This is a genomic window from Pedobacter sp. P26 (assembly GCF_050632135.1).
Classification (GTDB): Bacteria; Bacteroidota; Bacteroidia; order Sphingobacteriales; family Sphingobacteriaceae; genus Pedobacter.
The window spans coordinates 827,830-841,642 of the sequence record NZ_CP192574.1 but is presented as its reverse complement, the minus strand read 5'-3'; the positions used below and the strand labels follow the sequence as shown (position 1 = coordinate 841,642).

The 13,813-nt window shown below is 38.3% G+C and carries 11 protein-coding genes and 1 pseudogene; 8 read left to right on the top strand and 4 right to left on the bottom strand.

Going from position 1 to position 13,813, the window contains the following annotated elements; all coding sequences use genetic code 11:
- Positions 1-11: 11 nt before the first annotated feature.
- The gene (locus ACQ86H_RS04035) at positions 12-1,790 is read right to left on the bottom strand and encodes a M61 family metallopeptidase (protein ID WP_431293927.1); all 1,779 of its coding nucleotides are present in this window, start codon (positions 1,788-1,790) and stop codon (positions 12-14) included.
- Positions 1,791-2,212: 422 nt separating this feature from the next.
- Between ACQ86H_RS04035 and ACQ86H_RS04030 the strand changes: the two genes are divergently transcribed.
- The 8 genes and pseudogenes from ACQ86H_RS04030 to htpG all read left to right on the top strand — a co-directional run bounded on the left by ACQ86H_RS04030 (position 2,213) and on the right by htpG (position 12,751).
- Positions 2,213-3,310 (top strand): efflux RND transporter periplasmic adaptor subunit, encoded by a 1,098-nt coding sequence (locus tag ACQ86H_RS04030; protein WP_431293926.1) that lies wholly within the window; start codon positions 2,213-2,215, stop codon positions 3,308-3,310.
- 1 nt (position 3,311) lies between these two features.
- Positions 3,312-6,420, top strand: a pseudogene (locus ACQ86H_RS04025) (efflux RND transporter permease subunit).
- 1 nt (position 6,421) lies between these two features.
- Positions 6,422-7,732, top strand: coding sequence for a TolC family protein (locus ACQ86H_RS04020; RefSeq protein WP_138818563.1), 1,311 nt, complete (start codon positions 6,422-6,424; stop codon positions 7,730-7,732).
- A 292-nt stretch (positions 7,733-8,024) separates the two neighbouring features.
- On the top strand, positions 8,025-8,438 hold the full coding sequence (locus tag ACQ86H_RS04015) for a hypothetical protein (protein ID WP_431293925.1): 414 nt from the start codon (positions 8,025-8,027) through the stop codon (positions 8,436-8,438).
- A gap of 62 nt (positions 8,439-8,500) precedes the next feature.
- The gene (locus tag ACQ86H_RS04010) at positions 8,501-8,887 is read left to right on the top strand and encodes a hypothetical protein (protein ID WP_431293924.1); all 387 of its coding nucleotides are present in this window, start codon (positions 8,501-8,503) and stop codon (positions 8,885-8,887) included.
- Between the two features lie 109 nt (positions 8,888-8,996).
- Entirely contained in the window at positions 8,997-9,389 is a 393-nt protein-coding gene (locus ACQ86H_RS04005; protein ID WP_121283970.1) for a response regulator, read from the top strand.
- A 247-nt stretch (positions 9,390-9,636) separates the two neighbouring features.
- Positions 9,637-10,215 carry a DUF4241 domain-containing protein gene (locus ACQ86H_RS04000; RefSeq protein ID WP_431293923.1) on the top strand — a complete coding sequence of 193 codons (579 nt, stop codon included), beginning with the start codon at positions 9,637-9,639 and terminating at the stop codon, positions 10,213-10,215.
- Positions 10,216-10,864: 649 nt separating this feature from the next.
- Positions 10,865-12,751: a molecular chaperone HtpG gene (gene htpG / locus ACQ86H_RS03995; protein ID WP_210419392.1), complete on the top strand. Its 1,887-nt coding sequence runs from the start codon at positions 10,865-10,867 to the stop codon at positions 12,749-12,751.
- A gap of 141 nt (positions 12,752-12,892) precedes the next feature.
- Here the strand turns inward: htpG and ACQ86H_RS03990 are convergent, their stop codons facing one another.
- Genes ACQ86H_RS03990 through ACQ86H_RS03980 form a run of 3 tightly spaced genes read right to left on the bottom strand, consistent with a single transcriptional unit; the run spans position 12,893 to position 13,780 of the window.
- Entirely contained in the window at positions 12,893-13,192 is a 300-nt protein-coding gene (locus ACQ86H_RS03990) for a type I restriction enzyme HsdR N-terminal domain-containing protein (protein ID WP_431293922.1), read from the bottom strand.
- Positions 13,189-13,389, bottom strand: a complete 201-nt coding sequence (locus tag ACQ86H_RS03985; RefSeq protein ID WP_431293921.1) for a hypothetical protein — start codon at positions 13,387-13,389, stop codon at positions 13,189-13,191. The genes ACQ86H_RS03990 and ACQ86H_RS03985 overlap by 4 nt, the downstream gene beginning before the upstream one ends.
- A gap of 19 nt (positions 13,390-13,408) precedes the next feature.
- Positions 13,409-13,780, bottom strand: a complete 372-nt coding sequence (locus tag ACQ86H_RS03980) for a hypothetical protein (protein WP_138818568.1) — start codon at positions 13,778-13,780, stop codon at positions 13,409-13,411.
- Positions 13,781-13,813: the final 33 nt, after the last annotated feature.

Below are 13,813 nucleotides of genomic sequence, written 5' to 3'. Positions count from 1 at the left end.
AAGACTACGGATTAAACACCTGTCCATTTTTTTAATACTGCTTTTTGTGCAGGAGTTGCATTTTCGTTAACAGTTACATTTAAGCGTACACTTGGATTCTCTTTCAGGGTTAAAGAAATTTCCTTCTCTAATCCATCACGTTTAACCATAACTTTCAATAAATCACCAATATTCTTTTTACCTACCAATGGGATTGCATCTAAAGAAATCATCGGGCTTTTTAACCTTACCGTTGATAGTGCATCACTTAGTGATGAATCATCTAAACTGAGTACCACATCATTTACGTTTAACCCGCTAATCCAGGCTGCAGAATTTCTTGTGGTAGAAGTAATCACCAAACCATCGTTGGTCAACTGGCCAGAAGCACCTGTAACCGGTTTGCCTGGTGTTGCATTTTCGGTCGATATATCTACACCCGCATAACCGAAGTATTTCACATAATCTACATCATCTACCCCGTTAACATATTTTGTCCAGAAATTGGTAAAGCTAATTCCAGCTATTTTCTCTACCATTGCTTTAAACTCTGCATCGGTGTAACCCCGTTTTAATGTTTTGCATTGCAGGTACATGGCTTTCATTACATCATCTAAGCTTTTAGCACCTTTGGTCGCGTTAATAATTTCGAGGTCCATCAAAATTCCAACCACTTCGCCTTTGTTATAATAAGATATTGAATTATTCTTTGAGTTCTCGTTCGGGCGATACCCTATAATCCATGCATCATAACTAGACGAAGCGGCCGACTGGTATTTGGCACCCGGGGTATTTAAAACTGTACCTACGCCACCTGCTAAATCTTTCAAAAATTCGCTCACGTCAGTAAAACCGGCACGGTGCAAATATTTGTTTTCGTAATAAGAGGTAAAACCTTCGGCAACCCAAAGATTGGTGGTGTAATTTTCGTTATCGTAATCGAATGGACCTAAAGCGATAGGGCGCAAACGTTTCACATTCCATAAGTGGTGATACTCGTGTGCAACCAAACCTAAAAAGCCTTTATATCCTTCAACAGTATTGTAAGCATTTCTTGTAGCACCTAAAGTGGTAGAGTTTAAGTGTTCTAAACCACCTCCACCTTTTAAGAAATTATGGACAATGAAAAGGTAATATTTATTAGGGTTTTCGCCATAAACTGCAGTTTCTTTTTCTACAATTTTGGCCATATCTACTTTTAGCTTTTCTTTATCATAATTACCCCCACCGTACATGGCCACTTCATGGCGCACACCTGCGGCTGTAAATTCGAAAATATCCTGGTTACCCACTTCAATAGGGCTATCGTAAAGAATATCAAAATCGGTTGCCTTATAAGTAAACTGCTCGCCAGCAACCGGGGTTAATCCGGTAGAAACTTTGCTCCAGGTATTAAAAGGAATAATTTTCACTGTACTTGGCGATTTAATCATGCCGTCAGGATGCATAAAAATCCCTGTTGGGGATAAGAAAGCGTGAGATTCGTCTATAAATGGTGTACGCACCGAAATTTCAAATGCATAAACACGGTAATTGATCTGGATTTTAGCCGCTTTGGCTGAAAAAATTCTCCAGGTGTTTTTCTTTACTTTTTCAACTTTTACAGCCTTACCTGCTGCAGTTGCCTTAAATTCTTCTACACTTTTTTCAAACTCGCGGATCAAATAAGAACCCGGGGTCCAAACCGGCATTTTTACATCTACATAATCTTTTATCAGTCCGGAAATATTCATCTGCACCTCTGCATAATGCGCTTGCGGCTCTTTAAAAGAAACCTCAAAGCCTATTTTTACCTGCGCCTTCGCTGCCATAATACACGTTAGTAGTAAAACTAAACTTAAAATTGATTTTTTATTAAACATATTCACTGTGTTTTGCTGCAAATTTAGATTTATTGATGGTGTTTTAATATAAAATAGCTAAATGTGTTGTAAAATAGTTGTTTCTGTTTGCCCCGCGTTTGGCGTTGGGGGATATGCGGAATGCGGATGGAACTTTAACAGCCCAAGTGGCACCAGGCATTAGTTTGTTCATTTTCGACGGATAATAATTGATCGCTACTTATTATTTTTCATCCAAACTATAAACTTTCCCGCTTCAGACTTCGAACTAAAATCGGTAACATCCTTAATACAACAAATTTAGGACTAAACTATTTGAATATTTTTACGCTCTAATTCTGGAACATTAATCTTATTTTAATGTTTGGAATACGCACGACACAAATATAAACATGAAGAAAAGGTATATTATCTATGCTGTTTTAGCTATAGGCCTGGCTTATTTAGTCTATTACAGAATTAACGCTAACAAGAAACTCGAAGGAAAAGGCGGGGCATCTGCGGGGGCAGGGAAAGGTAAAGACGGGGGTAAAGGAGGTTCTTCTGCGCCATTGGTAGTTGATGGAATTATAGTTAAGCCAGTATCGTTTGACAATGACCTGGAGATAACCGGTGCTATTGATGCAAACGAATCGGTTGTATTGAAAAGTGAAGTATCAGGATTGGTTACCGGAATTTATTTCCAGGAAGGTACAACGGTATCAAAAGGAAGTGTGCTGGTGAAAGTAAACGACAGAGATATACAGGCGCAATTGCAGGATGCGTTGACCAAACAAAAACTTTCGGGCACAAACGAGAACCGCGCAAAACAATTGCTGGCCAAAGGTGCCATCAGCCAAGAGGAGTACGATACTTCTTTAGCTGATTTAAAATCATTACAGGCACAAGCGCAATTAATCAGGGCGCAGCTGGCCAAAACTACTATCCGGGCACCTTTTACAGGCGGCGTGGGTTTACGCAGTATTTCTGCCGGCACTTATTTAACCCCGGCAACGGTAATTGCAAACCTGGTGAGTACCAATCCGGTTAAAGTTACTTTTTCTGTTCCGGAGAAATATGCAGGACAGATTAAAGTAAATTCTGAAATCATATTTACTACCGATGGTTCTTCCAAAGAAAATAAAGGAAAAGTTTATGCGATAGAGCCAGGGATTAATGCCACTACCAGAACATTACAAATCAGGGCTTTGGCACCAAATGCAGATAATGCGCTATTACCAGGGTCTTTCGCCAAAATTAAACTGGCCCTAAATACCCTTCAAAATGCCATTCTGATTCCAAACGAAGCAGTTGTCCCGGTTTTAAAAGGAAAAATCGTGTACATCCAAAAGAATGGCAAAGCAAAGGAAGTTAAGGTAGAAGCCGGCACCCGTACCGATGAAAACATTGTGATTACATCAGGATTAAAAGCTGGCGACACAGTACTGACTACCGGATCAATGGCCTTGAAGAAAGATGCTCCTGTAAAAGTTCATTTGGTAAAAGAATAATATGAGCATCTCAACCACGAGTATAAAAAGGCCCGTTCTGGCCATTGTGATGAACTTATTGATTGTCCTTTTCGGGATAATCGGCTATACCTTTCTCGGTGTACGGGAATATCCATCTATCGATCCAACGGTGGTTTCGGTAAGAACCTCTTATCCTGGGGCCAACTCTGATATTATCGAATCACAAATTACCGAGCCCTTAGAAAAATCGATCAATTCTATCGATGGGATCAGAAATATTTCTTCATCAAGTAACCAGGGAACGAGCAATATTACCATAGAGTTTAACCTCGATAAAAATATTGAGGAGGCCGCAAATGATGTGCGTGATAAAGTATCGCAAGCGGCCAGAACTTTACCTAAAGATATTGACGGTTTACCAGTTGTAAGTAAGGCCGATGCCAACTCTGATCCCATTTTATCGATGACGATACAGAGCGATAAACGCAATACATTAGAGCTAAGCGATTTCGCTGAAAACGTAATTGCCGACCGTATTCAAACCATTCCGGGGGTAAGTAGTGTACAAATCCAGGGGCAAAGAAAATATGCCATGCGTATCTGGATGGATCCGAATAAACTAAGTGCTTACGGCTTAACCTCGCAGGATATTGTTACCGCATTAGACAATGAAAATGTCGAGCTTCCATCAGGAAAAATTACCGGGGCAACTACTGAACTAACGGTTAAGACTTTAGGAAAACTAACAAACGAAAGTCAGTTTAACAACTTAATCTTAAAAGCCGATAGCAATCAGGTAGTTAAGCTAAAGGATGTGGGTTATGCAGTTTTAGGGCCAGAAAACGAAGAAACCATTCTGCGCGAGTCGGGCAGACCGATGGTGGCTATTGCCATTATCCCGCAGCCGGGAGCCAATTATCTCGATATCAGTAAAGAGTTTTACAAACGTTTTGATAAATTAAAAGCTGACATTCCACAGGACATTAAGCTTAAAGTAGCCTTAGATAATACCTTGTTTATTAAACGTTCTGTAACAGAGGTGGCCGAAACCATTGGTTTATCACTGGTATTGGTAATTTTGATCATTTACCTGTTCTTTAGAGATTGGGCCATTGCTTTCAGGCCATTGATTGATATTCCGGTATCCTTAGTTTTCACTTTCTTTATTATGTATGCTTTTGGCTTCTCGATAAACGTATTGAGTTTACTGGCCATTGTACTCGCTACAGGTTTAGTAGTGGATGATGGCATTGTGGTAACTGAAAATATCTTCAAAAAGGTGGAAGAAGGGATGTCGCCATTTGAGGCGGCCATTAAAGGATCAAACGAAATCTTTTTTGCCGTAATTTCCATTTCCATTACGCTTGCCGCAGTATTCCTGCCCGTAATTTTCTTACAGGGTTTTGTTGGCCGTTTATTCAGGGAATTTGGGGTGGTAATCGGCGCTGCCGTATTGGTATCCGCGTTTGTATCCCTTACTTTAACCCCGATGTTGAATGCCTACCTGATGAAAAAAGGTGGGCATAAACCTTCAAGGTTTTACAATTGGACAGAGCCTTATTTTGTAAAGCTGAACGATGCGTACGAATCGAATTTGAATAAGTTTCTAGATAAAAGGTGGCTTTCCATCCCGATTATTCTGGTATGTATGGGCCTAATTTTCTTATTCTGGAAGGTTTTACCAAAAGAAACCGCTCCTTACGATGATAGAAGTGCAATCAACATCAACGTAACCACTCCAGAAGGTGCATCTTTTACCTATACTGATAAGTTTATCATGAAACTGAACCAATTGGTGATCGATTCTGTTCCGGAAAAAATGTGAACATTACCATCACCTCACCGGGTTTTGGTGGTTCGGGTTCGGTAAATTCTGGTTTTGTTAGGATGGGTTTAATCGATCCGGAAGAACGTGAACGTTCGCAAAAAGATATTGCTGATATGCTTACCAGGGTGACTAAAAAATATACCGAAGGTAAAACCATCGTTAACCAGCAGCCTACCATTTCCGTTGGGCGCCGTGGTGGATTACCCATTAGTTACATCATTCAGGCACAAAATTTTGAAAAGCTACGGGAGAAAATCCCATTGTTCATGGATGCAGTGGCCAAAGACCCTACATTTACCGTTTCGGATGTGAACCTGAAATTTAACAAACCCGAAATTAACCTAACCATAGACAGAGACAAAGCCAAGAATTTAGGAGTTTCGATCTCTGCCATCGCCCAAACCTTAAATCTTGGTTTAAGCGGGCAAAGGTTTTCGTACTTTTTTATGAACGGAAAACAATACCAGGTAATCGGTCAGTTTGACCGTGGCGACAGAAAAGATCCATTAGATCTGAGTTCGGTTTATGTTCGTAATGATAAAGGCGAACTGGTACAGCTCGACAACGTAGTTACTGCCAAAGAAGAAAGTAGTCCACCGCAACTGTACAGAAATAACCGTTTTATTGCGGCCACTGTTTCGGCAGGTTTAGCCCCTGGAAAAAGTATCGGCGAAGGTATAGATGCCATGGATGCCATTTCTAAAAAGTATTGGACGAAACCTTTTCGACCGATTTAAGTGGAGAATCGCGGGATTTTAAGGAGAGTTCATCTAACACTTTCTTTGCCTTTGGTTTAGCCCTCCTATTGGTTTATTTAATCCTTTCGGCACAGTTTGAAAGTTTTAAAGACCCGATTATCATTATTTTAACGGTACCAATGGCCGTTGCGGGCGCATTTTTATCGTTGTGGCTCTGCGGACAGAGCTGGAATATTTTTAGTCAGATCGGAACCATTATGTTAATTGGTCTGGTAACCAAAAATGGTATTTTGATTGTCGAATTTGCCAACCAGTTAAAAGAAAAAGGTACTCCGATACCAGAAGCCATCCGTGAAGCTGCTGTTTCGCGTTTGCGCCCAATTTTAATGACCAGTTTGGCCATTGCCATTGGTGCCTTACCTATTGCCTTAGCTTTAGGTGCCGCTGCAAAAAGCAGGATGAGTATGGGAACCGTAATTGTAGGTGGAACATTGTTCTCGCTGGTATTAACCTTATTTGTGATCCCGGCCATTTACTCTTATTGGGCAAAACCATATAAACCAAACAAAGAATTAAAAGAAGCCCATCGTTTTGAACAAGAAGCTTTACATACAGAAGAATAAGATGAGCAAGAAATTAAAAATATTGATTCTGTTATTAAGCCTATCGCTTTCGGCCTTTGCACAAGAGAAACTGAGCTTACAGGAGGCCATCACCATTGCTTTACAGAATAACTACGATATAAAAATCAGCAAAAACCAGATCGATATTGCAAAAAACAACGCCAATATCGGTAATGCGGGGATGTTGCCTAATTTAACCGGAAATTATACCAATGGTGGAAGTATCCAAAATACACGCCAAACGCCAGCAACAGGCCCAGATAGGGTAATTACGGGTGCAAAAAGTACCAATAACAGCTATGGTGCCGACTTAAACTGGACTATTTTTGACGGTTTTAGCATGTTTGCCAATTATGACCGCTTGAAAGAACTGCAAAAACAAGGCGAACTTAATTCGAGGTTAACCATCTTAACCACCGTTGCCGATGTAATTACAGCTTATTATGATGTGGTGAGGCAACAACAACTGGTTATAGCGGCAGATAGCGCCATGGATGTTTCAGTGTTGCGCACCAATATTGCTAATACCAAATTACAATTAGGCCGGGGTTCAAAGCTCGATGTATTAACCGCACAAGTTGATTACAATACTGACACTTCAAATTACCTGCAAAGCAAAAATGCTTTACAGGTAGCTAAAATTCGTTTAAACCAATTAATGGTTCGCGATATTGGCACAATGTTTTCTGTAGATAGTAATATTGATGTAGATAAAGGTATCTTATATAGTAAAATGGCCGAAATGGCCGAGCAGCAGAATCCCAATGTGCAAAATGCGTTTATTAATCAACGCATTGCTTCCTTAAATTTAAAATCTATCCGTGGGGCCCGCTATCCGTCAGTTAGCCTAAACTCTGGCTATAGCAGGGCAAATAGTACCAGCCCAACAGGTTTTAACCAAAAATTTGCCGCCAATGGATTTACCTATGGCGTTACGGCAAGTATCAACTTATTTAATGGTTTTTTACAAAGACAGAATGAGCGAAATGCCAGGATAGATATTGAAAACTCGACCTTAACCTTAAGCAAAACCAAACTCGATGTAAACTCGCAATTGCTCACGGCTTATCAAAATTACAGTACTTACCTTGATCTGATCAAATTAGAGCAACGCAATGTGGATATTGCAAAAGAAAACCTTGATATCACGCTGGCAAAATACCGGTTGGGAAGCATCGCTCCTTTAGAGCTAAGAGAAGCACAACGTAATGCCATCGACGCGCAAAACCGCTTTATTGAAATGCAGTATCAGGCAAAAATAGCCGAAACAAACTTAAAAGCAATTAGTGGAACTATAGATTTATCGAAATAGTGTGCCGATTTATATGTTCATTTGTTCAATAGTCATTAGCTCATTGGTACTTGTTCATTCCTTAGTCAATGGCTGACATGGTGCACAAATCAAATGGTTCGCGGTATTAAATTATTTTATTGTAAAATGACTCCGTGAATTTAGCATTAAACCCCAATTGGTTCATTGGTAATTGATTGATCATTTTTTACTGGTGAATGGTTATTTTATTTACTTAAATTAAACGGTTTAACAGAAGTAACGAAATTATTTCAAGTATAAAATTCTATAATTAATTTTTATATTTAGTGCCATGATACTTGTTGCAGATAGTGGCTCATCAAAAACTGATTGGATGGGCTATCACAATGGCGAAACCATTAAATTTAGCACTCCTGGAATAAACCCTTATTTCTTAAGTGAGCAAGAAATAACCAATCTGATTTCTAAAAATGAATCTTTATTACAATATGCCGATGAGGTAAAAGAAATCTACTTTTTTGGAGCTGGTTGTTCTTCTCCCGACAAACATGAAGTTGTCTCAAATGGTCTTTCAGCTGTTTTTGGTAATGCTTTTATTTCGGTAGATCACGACCTTCTGGGTTCGGTATATGCTACTTGCGGAAATGCAGAAGGTTTAAACTGTATTTTAGGTACAGGATCGAATATCTGTTATTTTGATGGAAAAAAATCCATGACGGGCACCATGGCCTGGGCTACGTTCTAGGCGATGAAGGTTCTGGTACTTTCTTTGGTAAAAAAGTGCTTCTAAGTTATTTATACAATAAAATGCCACCATCTTTAGCGGCAGAATTTAAAAAGTCTTTCCCTGCAGAAAAAGAGCAGATTATTACTAACGTGTATCAAAAACCTTTCCCTAATATTTACTTAGCCGGTTTTAGCCGTTTTATGGCCAACCATAAAGACCATCCATTTATTCAGGACATTTTAAGAAGCGGTTTTCAGGAATTTGTAGATACGAATGTTAAAGACTACCCTAAACACAAAAATGTACCTTGCCACTTTGTAGGCTCTATTGCCTACTATTATCAGGATGCACTCATTTCGGTATTGGTAGAAAATGGCATCGAGCCAGGTAAAATTTTACAAAAACCGATAGATGAACTGTTTAATTTCATTTTACATAAAGAAGGCATTATACAACAGGCCAGCTAAATCAAAATCTACTTTGCCATAATAAATTGTTAAAATATGCTTAAGATTGTAAACATATCCACAAAAACTTTTGTTATACTTTCAACAGCATATAATTGCACACACATATATGAAAAGAATACTGGTAGTAGACGATGATATTGAGGTTTTAGAAACCATACAATTAATACTGGAAATCGGAGGGTTTAAAGTTTCGGCACTGAATGATGGTGAAGAGATTTTTAACAGAATTGAAAAATTTAATCCTGATTTAATTTTACTCGATATTTCTCTTGGGCATATTGATGGGCGTGTATTATGCGAACAGTTAAAATCAATTGAAAGCACTTCTAAAATTCCAATTTTGCTTATTTCTGGCTTATACGATCCAAAAGATTTTACAACCTTAAACTACGGCCAGGACGATTTCTTATCGAAACCATTCCAAATGGATGTGTTGCTTAAAAAAATCAGTAAAATCCTATCATTGGAAGAAGATAAACCAAGTTTTCATTTAAATTAAATCCCATTTGGATCAAAATATTAGCCAGAAAGACTTTAATCTTCCTGGCTTTTTTATTTTCATATATCTTAAAACGAAAAACTGAATATCATGAAACCAAGTGAAGAATGGTTGAAAACCTGGAATGAAAAGCGTAACCTGCTAGCTTGCCCAAACAACCTTAATGATTATTTCGAAGAAACAACTGTAGGAGGAAAAAATCGATCATCTTGAACTTGGTAGCGTTTCCATTCCAACAGGCGATATTTTGGTACGCGATCCATTGGTTTATATTCAAAAAGATGCAGAGCCCTATCTGATCAAAGTACCAACGGGCGAATTTCCCGTTACTGCCGCTGTAGTGGTACCTGATGATCATGATTGTGCCCGTTATGCCGCGGTTAAGGTACAGTTTACCGCTTATGATGCAATCAGGTTTGAAGAAGCATTAATCGGAACCGAAGACCTTGTTGATTTTAACGAAGGTGAATTTTTCGGGTTTAACGTGGATGCGGGTTTAGGTTGTGTTCTAGATAAAGAAACACTAAAACATTTCTGTGCCTTCCAGGATAAATTTCATAACGAAAATCCAGGTAAAAACTTATACGATGATCATTTCGCGGTACTTTTTGCCGCTAACTATGCAGAAAATCCTATTTATCAACGCGAAGCCGGCGACTGGATCAACTGGAAAATTCCTGGAACAGATTATCATATTCCATTTTTCCAGAGTGGTTTTGGCGATGGCACCTACCCTGTTTATTATGGTTTTGATGTTGAAGGTAATGTATGCTCGTTAATTATCCAGTTTATTGATATTGAATTGGCTTATAGTGATGAAGAGTAAATTACGATTACTAATGATGGCCTGTGCGGCAATATCATTAAGTTAAGCCTCGGGCAGGCAACAAGCAAAAATAATTTAACCACAGATAGGAAGGATGCACACAGATATGAAATCCGTGTGTATCTGTGGTTAAAAATCTTAACTTAAGGACCTTGGTCTGTGGAACATAGATCATGGATTTGGAATCGACTACTGAGAAAAAGGTCTTCGACTCCGCTCAGACTGACAACGACTGTGCTTAACTTAACAACATAGTGGAAATAAAGACTATTGAATAGGCGCTATGAGTGGAAACCCCTCCTACTGGCACAGCACTACCTGATCTAAACCCGATGGGACGAATGCCCGATCCTTCAGTCGGCAGAAGGTACAGCGGGGCTAACAATAATTGTGAATACAGGTTTTGCTTTTCAAATCATTATTTAAACTGTGTAATAATAAAAACAAACTAGTGGTCTGTGAGACACAGACCATGGAATCATAAAGCAAGTAACTTCCAACAACAAGAAAACCATTTACAAGTTAGATCGCCACAGCCAATAAAGAATTGGCTTCGCAATGACGATTCGTGCGGCTGTCATTTTGTCAAATAAATTCTTTTGGAACAACCCTTGTTATGCAGGATGTAGATTAAACAATTTATTTACATATGAGCATACAGGAAAAAGGAAATATTTCTATACATACCGAGAATATTTTCCCGATAATTAAGAAGTTTTTATACTCTGATAACGAAATTTTTCTTCGTGAGTTGGTTTCTAACGCAGTAGATGCTGTTCAGAAAATTAAAAGACTAGGTTCATTAGGCCAGTTTAATGGCGAAGTTGGTGCACCATTGGTACAAGTTGCTGTTGATAAGGATGCTAAAACCATTACCATTAGTGATAATGGTTTGGGTATGACTGCTGAAGAGATTAAAAAGTACATTAACCAGGTTGCATTTTCTGGCGCGAGTGAGTTTGTAGAGAAATTTAAAGATGCTAAAGATGCCAATGAAATTATTGGTAAATTCGGTTTAGGCTTCTATTCGGCCTTTATGGTTGCAGATTTGGTAGAAATTCAAACTTTATCATACCAGGATGGCGCCGAGCCTGCACGTTGGGTTTGTGATGGTAGTACAGAATTTGAAATTACTGAAGGTACTAAAACTACCCGCGGTACTGATATTATCCTCCATGTAAACAAAGATTCGGAAGAGTTTTTAGAAGAAAGCAAACTGCAGGAAATCCTTAATAAATATGCTAAATTTTTACCAGTTCCAATTAAGTTTGGTACTAAAACAGAATCTGTTGAAGATGGCGTAGATGAAGAAGGTAAAGCTAAATATAACGATGTTGAAGTTGATAACATTATCAATACCACTAACCCGATCTGGACAAAAGCTCCTGCAGATTTGTCAGATGAGGATTATTTAAACTTTTACCGCGAATTATATCCATTTAGTGAAGAACCATTATTCTGGATCCACTTAAATGTTGATTATCCTTTTAATTTAACGGGCGTACTGTATTTCCCTAAGTTGAAAAACGATTTTGAAATGCAACGCAACAAAATCAAATTGTACTCTCGCCAGGTATTTATTACTGATGAGGTTAAAGATATTGTTCCTGAATTTTTAATGTTATTGCACGGGGTAATTGACTCTCCGGATATTCCTTTAAATGTATCGCGTAGTTTCCTGCAGGCCGATAGCAATGTTAAAAAGATCAACAACTACATTACAAAAAAGGTTGCTGATAAATTAGGTGAGCTATTTGCTAAAGACCGTAAAGCTTATGAAGATAAATGGAAAGACATTGGTCTTTTTGTTAAATACGGTATGATTAGCGAAGAGAAATTTTACGACAAAGCCAAAGATTTTGCTTTAGTAGGCAACACGAAAAACGAGCTTTTCACACTTCCTGAATATAAAGAAAAAGTATCTCCTTTACAGACTGATAAAAACGGCACGGTAGTGTATTTATACACGAATGATGCTGCGAAACAAGATGCATTTATCCAATCAGCCAATAAAAAAGATTACGATGTTTTAGTGCTGGATTCGCCTATCGATAATCACTTTATTAATCAGTTAGAGCAAAAATTAGAAAAAACATCGATCAAACGTGTTGATTCGAGCGTCGCAGATAAATTAATTGAGAAAGACGAGCAAAATGAGCATGTTTTAACAGAAGATCAAGTAAAAGAAGTGACCACTATTTTTGAAAAAGCAATTACCAAACCAGGTATGCATGTAGAAATTGTGGCTTTACACCCTGAGGAACTGCCTGTAACGATCACCATGGACGAGTTTATGCGCCGTATGAAAGATATGGCTGCTATGGGCGGTGGAATGGGCTTTTATGGCCAGATGCCGGACAATTACAAGGTTGCCATTAATGGGAACCACAAGTTGATCAGCAAGATTTTAAACGCTGATGAAGCAGAACAAAGCACTTTGGCCAAACAAGCGGTAGATTTAGCGCTATTGGCACAGGGGATGTTAACCGGAGCAGAGTTAACCGCATTTGTAAGCAGAAGCGTAGCGTTAATTTAATCAGGAAATCCTGTCATTGTTTAAAGGGAGAAACTGAACCGGTTTCTCCCTTTTCTTTTGCAACAGGGCATAAAAAAGTCCTGATCAGATCAAGACTTTTAGATGAAAATTTTTGGGAACTCTTAGATTAAATTAATATTGTTAGCTTGTAGCTGCTACATTAGTTTTTTGATCTACATTGAAATAATCTTTATGATCTTCGATCATTTTAGCAATAGTAGCTGCTTTGGTATCAGTTATTTTAAACTCGAATAATGGCTCTTGATTTTTCTTTGATCTCACCATTTTCTCTGTGTAAAAGCGGTACACTAAACCGTTGGTTAATAAGCCATATTTCGCTTTTGTTTTACGGAAGTATTTAGACAGGCGTGAATCATGAATATCCAAATTATCGTTATGGTGTTTACATTCAACCAGAATTGTTGGTTCGCCATCTTTCATAATGGTGTAATCAACTTTTTTACTTTTTTAACCCCGAAGTCTAGAACGGCTTCAGATTGAACCTCAGAAGGGTCAAACCCTAAGATCTGGATAAAAGGCATAACTAACGCATTCCTTGTTAAATCCTCAGATTGAACTTGTGGAAGCATTTTCTTAATTCTTACGGCAAACTGCCCGATTTCGTCTTTCAATTCCATTGTTATCTATTTTAGGTAGTTAATTTTTTAAATTATACTGGTTAAATACCGAATTTGCAGTGATAATAATTTGATCTAAACTTTGTTTATCAAAAAAGTTTCTGTTCAACATATCAACCATATAAGTTAATTTATTGATATCATTTGCCTGCATCGTAAACTGAAAGCTTTTCATGCCATCTTTTATAGCCTGTTGAACATAATTGCGTACAACCAAAAAAGATTTCCTGAAGGCATGTTCGCCATCTAACTGGCCCTTAACAGGCTTTCCATCAAGATTACGATATTCATTTTGCATCCTCTGGTACATATCTGAGTTGATTCCTTGATTTTTTAGAATCCCCTTGTAATAGATTTTATTCAGTAAATACTCGTATTCGTTGTTTTTCATGTGGATGCTCGGGTAGATGTAGGGAATATTTCT